Source organism: Marinomonas colpomeniae (assembly GCF_014803385.1).
Classification (GTDB): Bacteria; Pseudomonadota; Gammaproteobacteria; order Pseudomonadales; family Marinomonadaceae; genus Marinomonas; species Marinomonas colpomeniae.
The window spans coordinates 157,321-176,095 of record NZ_JACYFC010000001.1 but is presented as its reverse complement, the minus strand read 5'-3'; the positions used below and the strand labels follow the sequence as shown (position 1 = coordinate 176,095).

General features: G+C 40.8%; 20 protein-coding genes. 6 read left to right on the top strand and 14 right to left on the bottom strand.

Going from position 1 to position 18,775, the window contains the following annotated elements:
* Positions 1 to 54 precede the first annotated feature (54 nt).
* Genes epmA through IF202_RS00875 form a run of 3 tightly spaced genes read right to left on the bottom strand, consistent with a single transcriptional unit; the run spans position 55 to position 2,601 of the window.
* Positions 55 to 1,032 carry an EF-P lysine aminoacylase EpmA gene (epmA, locus tag IF202_RS00885; RefSeq protein ID WP_191592987.1) on the bottom strand — a complete coding sequence of 326 codons (978 nt, stop codon included), beginning with the start codon at positions 1,030 to 1,032 and terminating at the stop codon, positions 55 to 57.
* Positions 1,033 to 1,076: 44 nt separating this feature from the next.
* Positions 1,077 to 1,703 (bottom strand): LysE family translocator, encoded by a 627-nt coding sequence (locus tag IF202_RS00880; RefSeq protein WP_191592986.1) that lies wholly within the window; start codon positions 1,701 to 1,703, stop codon positions 1,077 to 1,079.
* 10 nt (positions 1,704 to 1,713) lie between these two features.
* Positions 1,714 to 2,601: an EamA family transporter gene (locus IF202_RS00875; RefSeq protein ID WP_191592985.1), complete on the bottom strand. Its 888-nt coding sequence runs from the start codon at positions 2,599 to 2,601 to the stop codon at positions 1,714 to 1,716.
* A gap of 139 nt (positions 2,602 to 2,740) precedes the next feature.
* On the opposite strand from IF202_RS00875, the gene IF202_RS00870 reads away from it, so the two are divergent.
* The 4 genes from IF202_RS00870 to IF202_RS17385 all read left to right on the top strand — a co-directional run bounded on the left by IF202_RS00870 (position 2,741) and on the right by IF202_RS17385 (position 6,459).
* A complete protein-coding gene (locus IF202_RS00870) occupies positions 2,741 to 4,189 on the top strand; it encodes an aminotransferase-like domain-containing protein (RefSeq protein ID WP_191592984.1) in 1,449 nt (482 codons plus the stop codon).
* 131 nt (positions 4,190 to 4,320) lie between these two features.
* Complete coding sequence (locus tag IF202_RS00865) at positions 4,321 to 5,670, top strand: CobW family GTP-binding protein (protein ID WP_191592983.1); 1,350 nt, start codon at positions 4,321 to 4,323, stop codon at positions 5,668 to 5,670.
* A gap of 125 nt (positions 5,671 to 5,795) precedes the next feature.
* The gene (locus IF202_RS00860; RefSeq protein ID WP_191592982.1) at positions 5,796 to 6,233 is read left to right on the top strand and encodes a hypothetical protein; all 438 of its coding nucleotides are present in this window, start codon (positions 5,796 to 5,798) and stop codon (positions 6,231 to 6,233) included.
* 43 nt (positions 6,234 to 6,276) lie between these two features.
* Complete coding sequence (locus tag IF202_RS17385) at positions 6,277 to 6,459, top strand: DUF1289 domain-containing protein (RefSeq protein WP_191592981.1); 183 nt, start codon at positions 6,277 to 6,279, stop codon at positions 6,457 to 6,459.
* 228 nt (positions 6,460 to 6,687) lie between these two features.
* Here the strand turns inward: IF202_RS17385 and IF202_RS00850 are convergent, their stop codons facing one another.
* On the bottom strand, positions 6,688 to 7,416 hold the full coding sequence (locus tag IF202_RS00850; RefSeq protein WP_191592980.1) for an SDR family oxidoreductase: 729 nt from the start codon (positions 7,414 to 7,416) through the stop codon (positions 6,688 to 6,690).
* 188 nt (positions 7,417 to 7,604) lie between these two features.
* Between IF202_RS00850 and IF202_RS00845 the strand changes: the two genes are divergently transcribed.
* On the top strand, positions 7,605 to 8,051 hold the full coding sequence (locus tag IF202_RS00845) for a DoxX family protein (RefSeq protein ID WP_191592979.1): 447 nt from the start codon (positions 7,605 to 7,607) through the stop codon (positions 8,049 to 8,051).
* A 79-nt stretch (positions 8,052 to 8,130) separates the two neighbouring features.
* Here the strand turns inward: IF202_RS00845 and efp are convergent, their stop codons facing one another.
* Entirely contained in the window at positions 8,131 to 8,706 is a 576-nt protein-coding gene (gene efp, locus IF202_RS00840) for an elongation factor P (protein WP_191592978.1), read from the bottom strand.
* A 148-nt stretch (positions 8,707 to 8,854) separates the two neighbouring features.
* Here efp and epmB point away from each other — a divergent pair, with 148 nt between their 5' ends.
* Positions 8,855 to 9,877 (top strand): EF-P beta-lysylation protein EpmB, encoded by a 1,023-nt coding sequence (epmB, locus tag IF202_RS00835; protein ID WP_191592977.1) that lies wholly within the window; start codon positions 8,855 to 8,857, stop codon positions 9,875 to 9,877.
* Between the two features lie 88 nt (positions 9,878 to 9,965).
* On the opposite strand, the gene IF202_RS00830 is transcribed toward epmB, so the two are convergent.
* The 9 genes from IF202_RS00830 to IF202_RS00790 form a co-directional block, all read right to left on the bottom strand.
* A complete protein-coding gene (locus tag IF202_RS00830; RefSeq protein ID WP_191592976.1) occupies positions 9,966 to 11,255 on the bottom strand; it encodes a TRAP transporter large permease in 1,290 nt (429 codons plus the stop codon).
* A 15-nt stretch (positions 11,256 to 11,270) separates the two neighbouring features.
* Positions 11,271 to 11,783, bottom strand: coding sequence for a TRAP transporter small permease subunit (locus IF202_RS00825; protein ID WP_191592975.1), 513 nt, complete (start codon positions 11,781 to 11,783; stop codon positions 11,271 to 11,273).
* A gap of 75 nt (positions 11,784 to 11,858) precedes the next feature.
* Positions 11,859 to 12,848, bottom strand: coding sequence for a TRAP transporter substrate-binding protein (locus tag IF202_RS00820; RefSeq protein WP_191592974.1), 990 nt, complete (start codon positions 12,846 to 12,848; stop codon positions 11,859 to 11,861).
* A gap of 256 nt (positions 12,849 to 13,104) precedes the next feature.
* Positions 13,105 to 13,860, bottom strand: coding sequence for a LamB/YcsF family protein (locus IF202_RS00815; protein ID WP_191592973.1), 756 nt, complete (start codon positions 13,858 to 13,860; stop codon positions 13,105 to 13,107).
* 9 nt (positions 13,861 to 13,869) lie between these two features.
* Positions 13,870 to 14,847 (bottom strand): 5-oxoprolinase subunit C family protein, encoded by a 978-nt coding sequence (locus IF202_RS00810; protein WP_191592972.1) that lies wholly within the window; start codon positions 14,845 to 14,847, stop codon positions 13,870 to 13,872.
* Complete coding sequence (gene pxpB, locus IF202_RS00805; protein ID WP_191592971.1) at positions 14,844 to 15,530, bottom strand: 5-oxoprolinase subunit PxpB; 687 nt, start codon at positions 15,528 to 15,530, stop codon at positions 14,844 to 14,846. Before pxpB ends, IF202_RS00810 begins: the two co-directional genes overlap by 4 nt.
* 132 nt (positions 15,531 to 15,662) lie before the next feature.
* Positions 15,663 to 16,568: a LysR family transcriptional regulator gene (locus IF202_RS00800; RefSeq protein WP_191592970.1), complete on the bottom strand. Its 906-nt coding sequence runs from the start codon at positions 16,566 to 16,568 to the stop codon at positions 15,663 to 15,665.
* 192 nt (positions 16,569 to 16,760) lie between these two features.
* A complete protein-coding gene (locus IF202_RS00795) occupies positions 16,761 to 17,969 on the bottom strand; it encodes a pyridoxal phosphate-dependent aminotransferase (protein ID WP_191592969.1) in 1,209 nt (402 codons plus the stop codon).
* Position 17,970: 1 nt separating this feature from the next.
* Positions 17,971 to 18,597: an RraA family protein gene (locus IF202_RS00790; RefSeq protein ID WP_191592968.1), complete on the bottom strand. Its 627-nt coding sequence runs from the start codon at positions 18,595 to 18,597 to the stop codon at positions 17,971 to 17,973.
* Between the last annotated feature and the right edge of the window lie 178 nt (positions 18,598 to 18,775).

Genomic DNA, 18,775 nt, shown 5'->3' with positions numbered 1-18,775 from the left:
TAGTACGTCATTGTTATTATTTTAGTAACTACCCTGAGACTATAAAAACAATCATCAAGAGCGTGAATGGGCAAACGGCAATACTTCAGAAATATGTGACTTACTACACTTCAGCATTAACAACCTATCAATACCCAATGCCACGCCAGCGCATTCAGGCATACCACTTTCTAGTGCATGAATCAGGCGCTCATCAAACTGTCTGTCTGCAAGTTTTAAAGATGAACGGGTCGCTTTATCTTCAGCAAAACGTTTTGCCTGTTCTTCTGCATCCGTCAGTTCATGATACCCATTTGCCAGTTCCATACCTTGCCAATACAACTCGAATCTTGCGGCGACCAGCTGACCATTTTCATCCATGTGTGTCTTTGCTAACGCGGCTTGCGACGCGGGATAACTATGAACAAAACAAGGCTGCTGAGTACCTATAGCAGCCTCTACCACACTGGAAAAAATCAACTCTAATAAGGTATCTCTGTCGACTTCTTGTAACCCGTATTCGGTGCATGCATGAGAATATTCTTGCAACTGAGCCAAGCTGGCTGAAAAAGGGTCAAGTCCTGTGTGACGCAGAAATGCATCTTGATAGCTTAGACGTTCACACTGTAGAGAGTCATCACCAAACAAGGTCACCAGTAAACACTGAATTTCATCCATCAATTGCCAATGGTCAAATCCAACACGATACCATTCCAGCATGGTGAATTCGATACTGTGACGACGACCAACATCTTCCGCTCGAAAGACTTTCCCCAATTGATAAATAGAACCAGAGCCAGCACAAAGCAGGCGTTTCATAGCGTATTCAGGAGAAGTCTGTAAATAGTAGGTTAAATCTTGGCCTTGGGAGCGAGTATGACTGTTTAACACTTCAATATGAGGATCAGAAATACTTCCCAACGACAAGCAAGGCGTATCCACTTCCATCACATATCGTGTATCAAAAAAAGCGCGAACAGCCTTCAGCAGCTGAGCACGCTTTTTTAAAATGGAGAGATCAGCACTGGGTTGCCATAACGATGCATCGTACATAAGAAAAGCTCTGGAAAATAAAAGCCATCATAGCAAAGGCTGAGTTAAGCCGTTAGCTTACTCAGCAGTATTTTAATACCGGCGACGCCGAAGAAAAACGCGAAAGCAGTGTCAAAAACACGACTCATTTTAAAATAGAAATGCCTGACGGGGGCATAAGAAAATAACAGGGCATAACCGATAAACAGGCAAGCGCTCTGTATTCCCACAAGAAAAATAATCGATAGCAATCCATCTATACCAACAGTGCTAGGCACGCCCATTGAATATAACGCACCAAAAAACAAGATGACTTTAGGGTTCGTAAGATGAATCGCCAACCCTCGTAAATACGCACTTCTTATCGAAAATCCCACCGTTCTCTCTAATATGAGTTCTTTAGGAGATAAAGCGGATTTGAACGATTTGTAGGCTAAATACAGTAAATACGCCGCGCCAAAATAACGAAAAATATCAAACAACCATGCATTCGCATACATCAAGGCCGCCATGCCGAATGCAGCCGAAAAGGACCATATAAAAGACCCTGTTAATATGCCTAACGCCATCACAATCCCATGACGGTGGCCAAAATTCATTGAAGTTCCTGCAATGGCTAATGTCGCTGGCCCTGGACTTCCCGTCGCAATAAGTGCGGCGATCATAATCAAACCGTAATGAATATCTTGCATTCATTTTCTCCTATATGATTTTGGTCTTATTAATCTGTAAGAACCGTGGTAACGCCATTTGCCCAATAAACAATCCCGATAGAATGAGTATGGCCGCCACTAACTGGTTCACGCCAATCACTTCATCATAAAAAAAACACCCACCCAAGATACCAAATACAGGCACCAGTAATGTCATGGGCGCAACGCTTGAAATGCTGTATTTCATAATCATCTTATTCCAGAACCAATAGCCCAACAAGGTCGTTGGATACGCCTGAAACAAAGCAGAAAACAGCGTCCATTGGTTAAACTGATTAGGCAGGTTTGTCACTATTTCTGAACCATGAGAAAACACGGCCAATAATAGCAATGGCAAAGGGGCGAATAGCATTCCCCAAATATTAAAAGCAAAGATGGATTGGGTATTGGCTCGCTTCACAATCAAAGCATTAAAGCTCCAAAATATCGAAGCGATCAACACAAAAACTAAGCCTTTTAAAGTAACCGCTCCGCCTTCTGAGTACATGATCAACACCAAACCTAATAAGGCTAGGCCTGTACCCAAAAGTTTATTCTTAGTGATCTTCTCGTGAAGGAAAAACCAACCTACAAATAAACCACTCACGACACTCATATCCAATAACAAAGATGCCATGCCAGCCGATAATCCAGCACCAATCGACAAGGTCGTCATCCCCCAAACGCCAACACCAAAAGACAAGCCATAAGCGATTAAATAACGCCATTGCACATCAGGCTTTTTAATAAAAAACACTAAGGGAAACACAGCAAAACTGAAACGTAATGCGGTGAGCACCAAAGGATCAATCGTATTCACCCCAAGCTTAATCACACTAAAGTTAAATCCCCACAGCGCCATTAAAGCAAACAATAACCCTAAATCTCGTAATTTCATTTCTGCGTTCTCTATCAAGAATAATGTCAATAACAGCAGTATCAGTGAAAAAACAAAAAGAGTGCAGATTCAATTTTTAACAAAAAACAGAGTACAATTCACAAAAAACGTTTTTATTAATTAAGCTAAAGGTCATGTAATGACGCTATACGAAAGCCTCGCCAATCAATTTATTGAAGACATCAAATCGCAAAAATTATCGGTTGGTACGCGCTTACCCGCCTTACGAGCGATGGCGAAACAACATCAAGTGAGCATGACAACCGCCACCAAAACCTATGATTATCTACAACAAACGGGCTGGATATACGCACAACCACAATCAGGCTACTTTGTTGCCAATCAACACATGATTAATCAACCTGAGGGCAATATTTTTCCTACGATAGACTTTCAAAACATGGAACAACGAGATCCCAAAAAATTCGCACCGAGTAATGGCTACAACCCAATATCAGCACTTTTTACGCCATTGGGAACATCGATGATTGCGCCAGAGCTACAACCCACCAACGAGTTACAACGTTGCATAAAGCGCGTCACCAGGAGAGCAGGACAACAACTATTTGACTACCCTGAGCCACAAGGTGAACAAAATTTAAGAAGCTCGTTAGCCAATCACTTTCAGTATGACAACCTTTCTTTTCTAGCAGACGAATTGGTGATTACTCATGGTTGTATCGATGCAATACGCACAGCCATAGAAACCACCACCAACGAAGGCGATACCATTGCGATTGGCTCGCCTTGTTTCAGTGGTTTATTGGATTTGTTGGTCGGCCTTTCTCGCAATGTCATTGAAATTCCAGTGCAAGAAACAGGGCTCGATTTGGAATATTTCGAATCGATATTGCAGCAAGGCTTAGTCGCCGCGTCGCTTTTCAGCACCTCGAACATCAATCCAACAGGATTAACCTTACCAGCCAAACAGAAACAAGCGCTGGCCCAATTGGCTGCGACATACCAAACACCTATGATTGAAGACGATATTTATTTTGAACTCAGCCATCAAAAGCAAAACGCCCTACCTTCGAAACATTGGGACAAAGAAGGTTATGTACTTTGGTGTGGTTCGGTATCAAAAACCCTCGCTGCGGGCTTGCGTCTTGGTTGGTGTTTACCGGGGCGATATTTAGCCCAGTATCTAAAAAAACACATCGCCACAGGATTTGGCGTAAACGGTTTAATGCAATCCTCTATGGCAGAATTTATCAATACAGGGGATTATCGCAGCCATGTAAATAAAACCTGCTTAATGCTCAGTAAACAAGTCCATCAATATCGACAGTTTCTTATTGAACATTTGCCCAATGAAGCAAGAATAAGCCAACCGCAAGGCGGCATGGTTCTCTGGGTTCAGATCCCGAACTTAAATAGCATCGAGCTAGAAAAAGCCGCTCTAGAAAAACAGATCGACATGCGCAGTGGCGCTTGTTTTAGTACGCATGATTTTTATCATGACTGCTTTCGGATCAACTGCGGCTGGCCGCTGGATTTTTCTGTTGATTCATATCCGGAAAACATTGTTGATAAACTCAATACTTATCAACAATTAAAAACCTTGTGCATATTAGTGAAAGGTTTGTAAGCCAATAAAAGTAATGACACTTCTGTTAATGACCCTCACTCGTAAATCTTGAAAAACTGGCTTCCAAGGAGTATCGTCAACACACTTAAAAGTTATGATATAACATAATAAAAATATCTTAGGAGAAAAAAATGTCTAATACGATTCCCGTTACCGTGCTCACTGGCTTTCTTGGTAGTGGCAAGACGACTCTGCTTAATCGTATTTTGTCAGAGGAGCATGGTCTGCGCATCGCGGTAATCGAGAACGAGTTTGGTGAAATAGGCATAGATCAAGACCTAGTGATTAACGCCGATGAAGAAATATTCGAAATGAATAACGGTTGTATCTGTTGCACTGTCCGTGGGGATTTAATTCGTATTTTAAATGAATTGGCTGAGCGTAAAGACAAATTCGACCGCGTCATTTTAGAAACCACAGGCATGGCCGATCCCGGCCCTGTTGCGCAAACATTTTTCGTCGATCCTTCTATTAATGAACTATACGAACTTGATGGTATTATCACCCTTGTGGATGCCAAGCACGTGAGTATGCATCTAGATGACGGTACTAATGAAGTTATGTCACAGGTGGGTTTCGCTGATCGCATAATATTAAACAAAGCCGATTTAGTAACAACAGATCAAATGTTCGACCTGAAAAAACGTTTGCAAGACATGAACAAAATAGCGGGGTTCTATTCTGCCACTATGGCTGACGCCCCTATAGCGGAGCTACTAGACATAGGTGGTTTTAACCTTCAACGCGCCATGGATATGAAACCAAACTTTTTGGAACCAGAGTACCCTTTCGAGTGGGGTGGCATATGGCAATTACCAGCTGGACAGTATCATTTTAAAATGGCAAATGGTCCAGATCCTGACATGACTTTTCTTATGACTGACGTCAATAAGACCTCTGAGACCACAGTGCTTGATTTGGCAGAAACGATATTTATTGAGTTCTCGAAAACAGGTGAGCCCATTAACCATAAGCAAATACTCAATCTAACCAATCAGTGCTATCAACTTCAGCTAGAAGGTCAGGATATGTATGAGTTCTATTTGGAAGTAAAAACACCTAAAGACATCGCTGTTTTTGCTCAGCACACACCTGAAGAGTTTGAATTAGCACTCTTAAGCCAAGACGATACAGAATATTTCCCCGTGGCTGAGCATTACTTTAATGCCGAGCATGAACACAACGATGTCGTATCTTCGGTATCTATCGAATTACAGGGAGTATTTGATGGCGATATTATCAATGCATGGCTAGGGATTTTCTTGCAAGAAAAAGGCGCTGACATCTACCGTATGAAAGGCGTGCTAGGTATACATGATGAAAGTCATCGAATTGTGTATCAAGGAGTTCATATGCTGCTTGGTGCACAACAAGGTAAACCTTGGGGTGATGAAGCACCAACCAACAAAATGGTTTTTATTGGAAAAAATCTCGATGAAGACTATATCCGCGGTTCACTAGAAAGATGCCTATATAAATAGTTCACTATCCATCTAGAAAGGCCGTTAGTGACGCGGCCTTTAGTAAGATAAAATAGCGCTCTTGAATGGACACCGTTCCACTCAAGAGCGCTACAAAAATCGAATAATAGACATGGCTTAGCTTTATGAAAGATGTAAAAAATGTTTTCCGCAATCTCGAAAAGTTGCTCAGAAATGCAAACTGGTTTGACGATGGCTGGGAGATATACAACCGCGGCCCTTATCTACAACTCTACAAATCAAGCTGGCATAACCATAACCAGGGTGGCATTCATTTTGAAACGTTTATTGAAGCACCTCAGATAAAGCAAAAATCTTTTCCTATTTGCATGCATGCGGAAGAAGACTGTCCATCTCAACCTGAATTTATTGAAAAATTTCTAGAGCGAGAAAGCGACCGTATAAAAAGCTGGAAAGGATACCAAACGATAGGCAAAGGCTACCATATCTGCCAGCGAACTCTGCCCCTCAACTTTAAAAATTTAGAACAACGAATTTTTGAGGAACTCAACCGCCTACGCCAACTGGAAACAGGTGTCGAAGAAACATTAAAAAAATTATAAATAATAAGTTTTCTGACAAGCAGAACATTGAAGTGGAGAGCTCGTGAAAAAGCAGAAAAGCCCATGTATAGACCTCTGTAATTTTTCAGGACCAAACAGCTGGTGCTTAGGTTGTGCACGTACTCGCCCAGAGTGCAGTCAATGGAAAAAAATGAAACCTTATGACCGTAATAGGATAGAAAAAGAGTTACAAAAGCGGATGAACCAAATAAAGAAAACAACATAGTAATTAAGCGCAGTCTAAACAAAGTATTACTGAGCGCATTAATCACCATCCCTACTAACTAATAGGCATTGAACGCCGTAAATAACTTCCTATCTAAAAACGCCTGCAACTTAAGCTGAATAGGAAGTAGCCCTAATGTAGCCCTACTAGGACTACTTTAATAACAAGAAGAGAACACCCATTTGGTCACCTCTTCCCTGTTGAACTAAAGCAAACTAATCAACGCACCTATAAGTCAAACTGTGAAGGCATGATGACAATATCTCGAATAGTCACATGACGTGGGCGAGTCACCATAAACAACAAAGCCTCAGCGACTTCACTGGCGTCCATCAGGCTACCTGAGTTTTTTGCCTCTTCTAGTTTTTCGGCTGGCCAATCAGACAACAAGGAAGTAATTACTGGACCTGGTGAAACAGAGCCTACACGAATCCCTTGCTTACAAACTTGGCGACGTACAGTTTGTACAAAACAATTAATCGCCCATTTTGACGACGCGTAAACAGGCTCCCAAGGTGTTGGATAATGCCCTGCCAGTGAACTGGTAACAAGAATATCCCCAACACCACGCTCGATCATGTGAGGAAGAACATCACGCACGTTTTTCATCACAACATTGATGTTTAAATTTAACATGCGGTCAATGGCATCGTTTTCTGCATCCACCAAATCACCACCTACGTATAATCCAGCATTAGAGTGGAAAATATCAATCACTTTGGTTTTTTCCAAAATTCGAGGAATCAAAGCGGCACAACTTTCTGTATCAAGTAAATCCGTAGGTAAGGTTATCAAAGCGTCGCCATGCTTTTCTTTCAATGTCGCTAATGTCGCCTCATCTCGATCGACAATAACGACTAAAGCACCTTCAGCCATCATAGATTCAGCGCTAGCAAGACCAATTCCTGACGCACCACCAGTAACAACAGCAACTTTACCCATTAATGACTTTGTCATATTTCACCTTACTTATTATTGTTTTTCGATTGATTAATAGTGAGCAAGCAAATCACAAGCGAACCGTTTCGTCTATGTTCAATTTATTTGAACTGCCACCTCAAAAACCTCCGCTATTTAAGCGTCACCTTATTCGTTATAGTGCGTTCAACTTAATAGAACAATCTGAATACATAAGGTAAACCTAAATGAAAAACGCTTTGATCAATACTTTAACCAATACAACATCAGGCATAGCTAGCACGATATTACGTATTCCAGTTGGCGTTATTTTAATGGCGCATGGAGCACAAAAATTATTTGGCTCGTTTGGTGGATATGGTCTAGAGGGTACAGGACAATGGATGGCTTCTATTGGTTTAGAACCTGGTTATTTCATGGCCCTTATGGCTGGTAGTGCTGAATTCTTCGGAGGCTTAGCACTGATTATTGGCTTACTCGTCCGACCAGCAGCAGCTGTTATTGCCTTTACTATGCTAATGGCTATTTTTACTGTACATATTTCTAATGGGTTATTCATGTCTGCAAATGGCTACGAATATGCGCTTACCCTATTCGTCGTTGCTGTATCTTTAGTCTTCAGCGGCGCTGGTGCTTATTCAATTGATAAGGCAATTACAGATAATACGAAATAGTATGAAGTTAATGAAAAAAGCCCTCGATAGTTTCCTATCGAGGGCTTTTTAATGTTCGCTTGCTAAAACGAGTAAGCTATTACTTACCTGTTGCGCGAGAAACGTATTCGCCTGTACGCGTATCAATTCGTAATACTTCACCAATATTGATAAACAAGGGTACACGAACCATAGCGTCAGTAACCAAATAAGCAGGTTTAGAACCGCCGTTTGCCGTATCGCCTTTTACACCTGGATCTGTGTCTTTTACTTCAAGTTCAATGAAGTTAGGTGGTGTTACGAGTAATGGTGCGCCGTTGTACAAAGTCACAACGTATTTCTCTTGTTCTTTCAACCATTTGATTGTGTCAGCAATAGCATTGGCATCAGCTGCGTGTTGTTCAAAAGTGCCATCAACTGCCATGAAGTGCCAAAACTCACCGTCGGTGTACAAGTACTCCATATCGGTTTCCATCACATCTGCCGCTTCTAAAGATTCGCCAGATTTAAAAGTACGTTCCCATACACGACCACTTTTCAGGTTACGTAACTTAAGGCGGTTAAACGCCTGACCTTTACCTGGTCGAACATGTTCGTTTTCTAATACAGAACATGGGTCGCCATCAACAAGTACTTTAGCGCCGGTGCGCATATCGCTGGTAGAAAGATTAGCCATACATCCTCACAGTATATTTTAGAGAAAAAGCTCTGACTGACGTATGATGTCAGTCTTAAGATCGATTCAAGAGCCATCAGCCTTACAGACCAAAAAATAAGATGGCGCAATCATACCCTAATTGAACTCAATTTTGCAGACATTTGACGTGATACCAATACAAACAAACAATCAAACAGAGAACGAGTTAAGCTGGTCACAGCACCTTTCACGGGCAATTACCTCTTTACCTAAGCTAATTTATCACCTTGGCCTTCCTGAGAGTTTGATCGAACAAGGTACAGAAGCACATCAGAGTTTTAAGCTTTTGGTACCGCGCCCTTATTTATCACGTATTGAATACGGTAATCCGAACGATCCGCTGTTGTTACAAATTTTACCCAGTGCAACCGAGATGCAAAAAGTATTGGGCTACAATAAAGACCCATTAGAAGAAGCGGATCATAACCCACAAAAAGCCATAGTACATAAGTACAAACGGCGCTTATTAGTCATCACAACAGGTACTTGTGCGGTGAACTGCCGTTACTGCTTCCGCCGTCATTTTCCTTATGGTGATAATCAACTGGCGCAAGCAGAATGGCAATCTGTCATAGATTATCTCCAAGCACACCCAGACGTAAACGAAGTCATTCTAAGCGGCGGTGACCCTTTGATGATGAAAGACGCCCTACTGGTTAAAAAGATTCGACAACTCGAAGCCTTACCCCAAATAAAACGCCTACGCATTCACTCTAGGTTGCCCGTGGTCATTCCAGCACGAGTAACAAAGGACATGATCGATTGGATTCGCGCTTCTCGACTCGACATTATTATGGTGTGGCATATTAACCATGCTAACGAAATGGACGAAGAACTGGCTCAAGCCGCATTCAAGCTCAAACAAGCTGGCGTTACAGTATTGAACCAAGGCGTATTACTCAAAGGCATAAACGATTCCGTAGAAGCGCAAGTAAACTTAAGTGAAGCCGTATTTTCTGCTGGTATTTTGCCTTATTACATGTTCACGCTCGACCCAGTAGAAGGTGCAGCACATTTTGATATAAGCGTTGAAGACGCACAGAAATTAATGGGAAAAGTCGCCGCAGAATTACCAGGATATTTAGTGCCAAAACTTGCCAAAGAAATTCCAGGGCAAACTTCTAAAACCGTTTTCGCACCGATTAACTAACTGCAGCAATCGAAACACAGATTAAACAGATTTAACTTAATTCAGCCCATCCATGGGCGAATTAAGTTAAATCTATAAGAGAAAATAATTAACCCATTAATGAAGGCAAGAAGGTTACAACTTCAGGAAAGACAGCTAAGAAGAATACAAAACACACCATAATGATAAAGATAGGCAACACAGATTTCGCAATTTCACCCAGCTTCTCGCCCGTAAGTCCTTGAATAACAAATAAATTCATCCCAACAGGTGGCGATATTTGCGCCAGTTCTACGACGATAATCAAGAACACACCGAACCAAATCTTATCGTATCCTGCAGCAGTAATAAGTGGTAAAACTAGCGGCAATGTCATTAGAATCAAAGACATACCTTCTAAGAAACACCCTAAAATAATGTACACTACAACCAAGAGCGCAACCAATTCGAGTGGCGATAAGTTAAATGAGCTAATCAAACCCGATATCGCTTGTGGAAGCCCAAGAAAGCCCATTGCCGTCGATAAAAAAGACGCCGATGCAATAATAAGCCCCAGCATACTCGCCGTTCGAGCCGTACCAATCAAAGCAGCCATTAGGGCTTTTAAATTAAGTGACTTCTCCCACAACATAATACACAGCGTAATCACAACTGAAATCGAAGCGGCTTCAGAAGGGCTAGCAAAACCACCATACAAAGCGATTAGTAATCCAGACATGAGGATAATAAAAGGCGTCAAAGCAGGAAGGTTTACCAACCTATCTTTCCATATGTTTTCATCTATCGCTTCCGAACGAGTGTGCCTTTTTCGATCAGCAAACGCGATATAAACCATCAACAAAAGCGCTAACATCAGCCCAGGGATAATACCCGCGGCAAACAACTTCAATACCGATGTTTGAGACAACACACCATAGATAATCATGATAATACTTGGTGGGATTAAGAAACCTAATGTCCCTGCGCCAGCGAGTGTTCCCATAGCAAGCTGAGAATCATAACCTCGTGCATCTAGCTCTTTTAAGGTGATCTTACCCACTGCACTGGTTGTCGCGGCAGATGAACCTGAAATCAAAGCAAAAAATGTACAACCAACCACATTGGTATGAAGGAGTCCGCCAGGTAAGCGTCTTACCCAAGGCTCAATGGCTCTAAAAAGCCCATCAATAAAACGAGAACGCATGAGCAACTCAGACATTAATATAAAAAGAGGTAGAGCAACCAGTTCAGGTGATGAAAGACCATTCCAAACCGTTTGGGACAAAATTCGATCAACAGGAATGCTTTTAAAAATAGAAAGGCTACCTATTCCTACTCCAAGCAATGAAAGGAATACCCATGCGCCAGAAGCTAATAAAGAAAACAGCAAGGCAAAGGTGGTAATTATTGGAAGTGACATATCGGTGCATTCCTTCTACGAGTTATCATTATTCAGATGCGGAGCGCTTTCAAACGGTTTATTTGTGATGGTTTGAAGCAACCTCATCACCAACTGTACTGTGAGTAATGCAGCACCGAAGGCCATAAAAAAAGCAGGTATAGCAAGCGGGATATCATTCACAGTACCTGAGGTACGCCCTGTTTCAAAATACTTAAACGCAAACTTAAAAATCGCCATGGATAAAAAAGTAGAAATAGCTAACGCTACTAATGTTGCACCAATTTCAAAGGCCTTAGAATGAAAACGTTGAAGAATAGTCACTCGAATATGACCTCCTGAACGCAACGTATAGCCTGCGGCAAGAAAAACAGCACCAATATGCAAATACGATGCAAACTCCCAAACAAAGGGAAAACTGTAGTCAAAGGCATTGCGAACAATAATTTCTGTTACTTGCATCAATGCAATAGCAAGAATAGCGATACCTGAGATATAGCATGCAATCAAGCAAACACAGTCAACTAATTTGGTTAATACAACAATCATATTTCCTCCAAATAAATAGAAATAACCCTCGAAAGCTGAATGCTATCAAGGGTTATTATGGTTGAATAATAGAAATTAATTTGCTGCTTGAAAGGCGTCTACCACTTTACGTGCAGATGGTCCCATTAATTTGATTTCTTTCTCACGCAATGGTGAAGCAAGCTCTTTAAATTTTGCTCTCAAATCATCACTAATAGTACCTGCAACCATGCCGTGATCTGTTAACTTTTTCATATCACTAACATTAATGCCATCTATAGAAGCCCATACTTTAGGTTCGAATTCTTTCGCTAATGCTTCAATTTTTTGTTGGTTATCTTTTGACAAATCATTCCAGTAATCAAGGTTAACGCTCACTACATTCGTATTCCAAGATTGACGAGTCGGATAAATATAGCCTAGGAATTCCCAAAATGACCCATCAACCGCAGAAGCTGCAGAAGTCGCTACAGCGTCGATTGCACCAGAGGCTAATGAAGGCACTACTTCGCCCCAAGGAAGCTGAACCGGAGTCATACCGACAGCCTCAAATACTTCTGTAGTACTTTTATTAAAAGTACGGATTTTTACATTTTTCATGTCATCGATTGTTTCGATGGCTTCTGTAGTAAAAATTTGTTGATCAGGCCAAGGAAGTGTAAAAAGAATTTTTTGGTTATTTTTTGCATAAATCTCATCCAGAAGAGGACGGTAGAAAGTACCAAATTTTTCAAGCTCTTTAAGACTACCAATTAAGTAAGGTAAAGATGCTAAACCAAGACGAGGGTCTTCACCTGTTTGTTGGCTCAGCAGCATATCACCGATTGGCACTAGTCCATCACGTACCGCACCGAACATATCTGGGCCTTTAAAACCTAATGAGCCGCCAGGGTGAGTGATGATATCAAGTTCTCCATTTGTTGTAGCTTTCACATCATCAGTGAATTCAGTGACCGCTTTAGTAATAAAGTTATCAGCAGGCCAAGCAAGTGGAAGATCCCACTGAGTCGCAGCAATAGAGTATTGGGCTGTAAAAGCAACCGTTGTTGCCATACACAGCGAAGCAATATTTTTTAATGATTTCATTGTAAAAGTTCCTTAAGTAATAATTAAAATGCCCAGCAAAAGCAATCTCTGTCGCTTTATTTTGGTAGGGTTGAAATCAGTAGACAGCACTTATAATAGAAAAAAAAGGGATATTTATTTATCTTGATAGATCACTTTTAGGACTCAATAAAAAATCACAGTTAGCTAACGAGGGTTTGTTAAGTAAAGGGCTACATAATCATTAAAACCAATTAACAAAGTGATTCCATATGATTTTATGAATAAGATAATTAGTTTAGTCCGCAGTCACAGTACAGCCACTTTCAACAACCGCGTTTTTGATAACTTTTGCTAATTCCAAAGCATTTGGTGTATCACTGTGAACCAATATGGAATCAACTTTCATGTTGATACAGTCACCCTCTGTTGTTTCAACAAGGCCTTCTGTTAAGAGTTTTTTAACTCTATCACTAACCTGAGTTAAATTTTTTATCACGGCATTAGGTGTGCCTCTTTTTGCCAACAAACCAGCAGAGGTATACCCTCGATCAGCCAAAAATGAGTACATAACCTTTAGGCCTTGACGTTCTGCTTCGCTTGCTGCACAGGTATTTGAGATACCGATATAAATCAAATTTGAGTCAAAATCTTTTATCGCTGAAATAAGTGTTTTTGCTACCTCTTCATCCCGAAAAGAAAGGTTTCCTAAGGCACCATGGAAATTTGCATAAGTAACACTAGCACCGACAGATTTCGCGATACCAGACAATGCACCCAATTGATATAAGGCCATCGAATACAACTCATCCAGTGAAAACTTAATGTCTCTTCTACCAAAGCCTTGGATGTCTGGATACCCTATGTGCGCACCAATACGAACATTATTTCGTTGTGCTTCTTTAATGGTTTTTAACATAACCTGTGGATCACCAGCATGAAAACCACAAGCAATATTCGCAGAGGTTACATACTGTAATAACTCACTATCAGGAGCGGATTTGTATACACCAAAGCCTTCGCCCATGTCTGAATTTATATCAATTGTTCGCATATATCACCGTTACTTTTGATGAGAAAAAGTTTTTCTCATCATGTCAATATTATGAAATATCTTGGATAGTTTTTTTCTTTCTTGTTTTGCAATTTCTAACGCATCTTCAACACTGCACATCTCAAATTTCACCGTATTGCCCGGCTTAATCTGTGCCAGCAATCTCATATCACTGGCAATCACAACCCCTATTTTTGGGTAACCGCCACAGGTATTCGCATCCTGCAACTGAATGACAGGCTGCCCTGAAGGCGGTAACTGAATACAGCCAGGCACAATGCCGTGTGACATTAATTCTAAAGGTGCTTTCAGAGAAAGAGGTACTCCTTCTAGACGAGCACCAAGACGGTTAGTTTCATTGCTCACTTGCCAAGGAGATGACACAACCATTTGCTGGCTATCATCTGTTAAATATGTCCACTCAGCCCCTACAATAAAGCGAACCACGCACTCGCCATTCACTGGCTTATGCATTGGCTGAATTGATTTAGAAAGACCAAAGGAAGGGCATTGCGGCCCTTTGTATGCAGGAATGGATAATTCATCTCCTTTACGTAATGGCCTACCAGACAGTCCACCTATTTGAGTTTTTAGATCCGTTGACTTTGATCCCATAACCTCTGGGGCATTGAAACCACCCGCAACAGCCAAATAGGTCCTTAAACCCTCAGAGCTCATTTTTAACCTTAATACCTGTCCAGCTTTTACCGGAAAGGACCACCAACAAGGTATCGATTTTGCGTCAAGAGTAGCCGATGTATCTGCGCCTGTAAGAGCAATATATGTATCACTATGAAAACGAAAACTGGCGTTACCATACGTAATTTCCAATACAGCGGCATCTTCATCATTCATAACCAAATGATTAGCGATTGCAGAAGAAAATGCATCCATAGCACCACTAAAACCAACGCCTATTGCACGGAATTTTGTTCTCCCTCTATCCTGAATTGTGGTCTGAATACCTGGAGTAATAACTTCAATCAAAGGTGAACCCCTTTTACTCTGAATTCCACAATATCACCTGGAGCAAATACCGCAGGACTGTCATTGTTAATATTAAAAACGTCATAATCTGTTTGGCCAATAACATGCCAACCGCAAGCAGATGTTCGAGACAAGACGCTGGCTTGCCCACCTGCAATAATAACGGCACCGGACTCGACTCTTGCTCTAGGAGAAGACCTGCGAGGAATATCTAATTGACTGGGTAAACCTCCCAAATAAGGTAATCCGGGTTGGCTACCTAGAGTAAAAACCGTGTATTTTGATGTGGAATGAAGTTCAATAACTTGATCTATAGACAGCTGGCTGTATTCCGCAACCCGTTTCAAATCCTCTAAATACTCTCCGCCATAAACCACATCAATAATATGTGATTTCACATTCAAAGCGCCTTCAAGCGCATCTTGCTGCCAATAATCAGAGACCTTCTGCTGTACTTCTGCATGAGGTAAATCTGCTGGTACGAATGACACTAAGAAATTATTCATACCAACAATGACTTCAGAAACCCCTTTGATTGCTTCAAGCCTTTTGGAAACACTCCAAATTCTTGTCTGCAATCCTAATTCAGGAGCATCTAATTCCATTCCTGCATCAAATAATATTGCGGCCTCACCCATCATACTTATGATTAATTCTGGTTTATTTTCTGGTGACGTTTTCATAAATAAAAAATCTATTGTCGTTCTTCATATTGATCGGAAACGTTTTAACTTGTGTGATGAAATTACTCTATAGCGAAGAAAACAAATAAAAAAGAGACTTAAAATCATTCGAAACCATCACTTTTAGTGATATTAAGAAGCGCCGATCAAAACCCCATCAAAATCACAAGATGCAGATGCGTAACTGATAACATCACTATAAAGTTTAGAATCGCGATCCGCCCTATGAAGTGCGGCATATCTCACTTCAGGAAGCTGAGGCGTAATGTCTAATATTTTTAATGAACCGCTATCTAGGTGCTTTTTCATCGCAGAAATAGGTAAGTAACTAATACCAATACCGGATAGGGTCAAACCAATTTGCGCGACCAAACTGTTACTCAATAGTTTTCTCGTTACTTTGAAACCATTCTGCAAAAACCATCTTTCATAAATCACCCCAGTTCCAGACAAGTTACTTTGAGTCAGCACATTCAGTTTAGAGAGAGACTCAAAGTCAATTGGTCCATCAGTCGGTACATAGTCTGGCGTACACATCCATGCATTTTTTACCGTTTTGAGACGGCACACCTTGTAGGCTGTATCTTCATAAACATCCGGCACAATAATCATGTCTAAAGAATCATTTGCCAGTTTTTCAAGTAGGGTTGAACTTAGCTCAACTTGAGGTTCAATAATTAATTTAGGATAGTTGTGTGCAATCAGCTTCACCAATTTAGGCAACCAAGTTAATGCGGTGAGTTCCGTCACGCCGATACGAAAACGCTTATGGAGGGTTTCAGGGCTACTCATTCGCTCAAGAACATAATCTCGCATGTCGAGCATGTCTTTTGACAAGGCCAATAATTCAGTGCCTTTTTCTGTCAATTTTGCATTTCGTCTAGACCGATCAAATACCTCTATATCAAAAACCGATTCAAGCTCATTTATTCGCTTCGAAATAGCAGATTGCGTCGTATTTAATTTATCTGCGGCAGCCGCAAAGTTACCTAGCTCTGAAATCCAATATAAAGCTTCTACTTGTTTAAAGGTGATCATTTATATACTCCAGCTAATGCCAGTGTTTGGGCACATGTATTTTTTGTTTTATGAGATATCTAGAAATACTCCCAAGATAAAGAAATCCACTTTACCAATAATCTAAGCTCGTCAGAATAAAAAAACCACTGAATCACAAGGATCCAGTGGTAAATCATCACAGGGAGGGTAATGGAAACAAAAAAGCTTGGACTAATCTTTTAGGCTTGCTAACGCATCAACAATCGCCTGACAACCTTGGGTAATCTGCTCAATCGAACAAGCAAAAGAGATTCTCAAACAAGGTGAAAAACCGTAAGCACTGCCAGAAACAGTGGATACATTTGCTTCTTCAAGTAAAAACTCGACGACATCATCATCCATATTAAGTACCTTACCTGATGCTGTTTGCTTACCAACAATCTTTTCTAGATTTAAGAACAGGTAAAAAGCGCCTTCTGGCTTGCGTATGTCTCCCAAAAGCTCAGAAGTCGATAAAATCGTAACGGCTTGATCTCGTCTTCCCTGAAAACTATCGCGCATCATTATAGAAGGCTGAGTCTCTGAAAATGCGACTTTAGCGGCTTCTTGGCTTATGGAGCTTGGGCAAGTGGTTGTTTGAGAAATAAGCTTTTTAATGGCGGCAACCAAAGTAGTTGAACCAGCACCAAACCCAATACGCCACCCTGTCATGGCATAACCTTTAGACGCACCATTAACAATTAAAGTACGCTCTTTTAAGTCTGGCGCGACATTAACAAGAGAGACATGCTTCGCTGGCGGATACACAAACTTTTCGTAAATTTCATCTGACAAAATTAGTACATGCGGTTGCTTTTTAAGCACCTCTGCAATCGCTTGTAACTCATCTTCAGTGTAAACCGCTCCCGTTGGGTTAGACGGTGAATTCAATACAACCCACTTTGTTTTCGCACTGATATTTTTCTCTAACTCCTCTGCCTCTAGCTTTAGGCTTTCAGAATTTGGCTGAACAATGATAGGTTTACCACCACAAAGTGCCGCAATATCAGGGTAAGACACCCAATAAGGAGATGGAACAATCACCTCATCATCTGGATTAATGGTTGCTAAAAAAGCATGGTAAATAATGTGTTTACCACCACTGCCGACAATTATTTCGTCCGTACCATAGTCAAGCGCATTATCGCGTTGCAATTTTTCGCAAATAGATTCTCGTAAATCTAAATTTCCTTGCGGATTAGAATAATGAGTCTTGCCCATAGTAATGGCTTTTATTGCCTCTAACGAAGGAGCATCAGGTGTATTAAAATCAGGCTCTCCGATTGAAAAATTAATAATTCTTCTTCCTTCGGAAATCAATTTCTGAGCTAAGGCCGCAGCCTTCAAGCTCGCCGATTCGTTAAGGTTTATGACTTTCTGAGATAGGATGCTGGCTGTCATTTTATATACCTGCCTTATCTAAAATCTGATCAACCCAATCCATCTTACCTGTCGTGATCTGCTCAATGATACCGTCCTCTTTTTCCAGCAATACTAATGATGCTTTCACAACTTCCTCAGCGTCTGCTACAGGGAAAGACACCACACCATCATCGTCCGCTACAATAATATCGCCATTCATAACAATGTGACCGCCAATAGACACGGGTACACCAATTTCACCAGGCCCATTCTTAAAAGGTCCGAAATGTGTGTTATTACGCGCATAAACTGGAACTTCTTCAAAAGCTTCAACGTCTCGAATAGCACCATCGATGACAAAACCATCACAGCCATTTTTAAGACCTTGAAGCATAATTAGCTCGCCCATTAAGGCGTTGTCTATCGCACCTCGACCATCAATCACCAAAATATCGCCTCTTTTAATTTGCTTAAGAGCTTTATAAATATACAAATTATCGCCAGGGCTGCACTTTATCGTAAGAGCGCGACCAACTAATTTAAGACTTTTTTGGTGATATTTTTTTAATCCATTAATACCTGTATTACGACCTAAAGCATCACTAATAATTGTGGTTGGAATTTTTTTAAATTGTTCTTTCAATGCAATAATGTTTTCTGTGCTCATAAAGCGGCTCTCTGTGACTTGCTACGAATCATGTCAGAGTCACATTATTTTAAGATCAAAAAAAGGGAGTTTTTTGCATCCTAAGAGATGATAAAAAGGAATGTTTTTTTTCACTTAAATATTCCTAAAGATACTTTAAAATAAAACCGTCCCTCTTAATAAAGATTTAATGATGCAG

What these genes read in the sequence shown, in the direction of transcription:
- IF202_RS00830 (WP_191592976.1), bottom strand. Translation starts at nt 11,255, where the DNA reads ATGTCACTTCCAATAATTACCACCTTTGCCTTGCTGTTTTCTTTATTA.
- IF202_RS00880 (WP_191592986.1), bottom strand. Translation starts at nt 1,703, where the DNA reads ATGCAAGATATTCATTACGGTTTGATTATGATCGCCGCACTTATTGCG.
- IF202_RS00795 (WP_191592969.1), bottom strand. Translation starts at nt 17,969, where the DNA reads ATGACAGCCAGCATCCTATCTCAGAAAGTCATAAACCTTAACGAATCG.
- IF202_RS00800 (WP_191592970.1), bottom strand. Translation starts at nt 16,568, where the DNA reads ATGATCACCTTTAAACAAGTAGAAGCTTTATATTGGATTTCAGAGCTA.
- IF202_RS00825 (WP_191592975.1), bottom strand. Translation starts at nt 11,783, where the DNA reads ATGATTGTTGTATTAACCAAATTAGTTGACTGTGTTTGCTTGATTGCA.
- IF202_RS00820 (WP_191592974.1), bottom strand. Translation starts at nt 12,848, where the DNA reads ATGAAATCATTAAAAAATATTGCTTCGCTGTGTATGGCAACAACGGTT.
- IF202_RS00870 (WP_191592984.1), top strand. Translation starts at nt 2,741, where the DNA reads ATGACGCTATACGAAAGCCTCGCCAATCAATTTATTGAAGACATCAAA.
- IF202_RS00790 (WP_191592968.1), bottom strand. Translation starts at nt 18,597, where the DNA reads ATGAGCACAGAAAACATTATTGCATTGAAAGAACAATTTAAAAAAATT.
- pxpB (WP_191592971.1), bottom strand. Translation starts at nt 15,530, where the DNA reads ATGAAAACGTCACCAGAAAATAAACCAGAATTAATCATAAGTATGATG.
- IF202_RS00860 (WP_191592982.1), top strand. Translation starts at nt 5,796, where the DNA reads ATGAAAGATGTAAAAAATGTTTTCCGCAATCTCGAAAAGTTGCTCAGA.
- epmA (WP_191592987.1), bottom strand. Translation starts at nt 1,032, where the DNA reads ATGTACGATGCATCGTTATGGCAACCCAGTGCTGATCTCTCCATTTTA.
- efp (WP_191592978.1), bottom strand. Translation starts at nt 8,706, where the DNA reads ATGGCTAATCTTTCTACCAGCGATATGCGCACCGGCGCTAAAGTACTT.
- IF202_RS00845 (WP_191592979.1), top strand. Translation starts at nt 7,605, where the DNA reads ATGAAAAACGCTTTGATCAATACTTTAACCAATACAACATCAGGCATA.
- IF202_RS00875 (WP_191592985.1), bottom strand. Translation starts at nt 2,601, where the DNA reads ATGAAATTACGAGATTTAGGGTTATTGTTTGCTTTAATGGCGCTGTGG.
- IF202_RS00865 (WP_191592983.1), top strand. Translation starts at nt 4,321, where the DNA reads ATGTCTAATACGATTCCCGTTACCGTGCTCACTGGCTTTCTTGGTAGT.
- IF202_RS00850 (WP_191592980.1), bottom strand. Translation starts at nt 7,416, where the DNA reads ATGACAAAGTCATTAATGGGTAAAGTTGCTGTTGTTACTGGTGGTGCG.
- IF202_RS00815 (WP_191592973.1), bottom strand. Translation starts at nt 13,860, where the DNA reads ATGCGAACAATTGATATAAATTCAGACATGGGCGAAGGCTTTGGTGTA.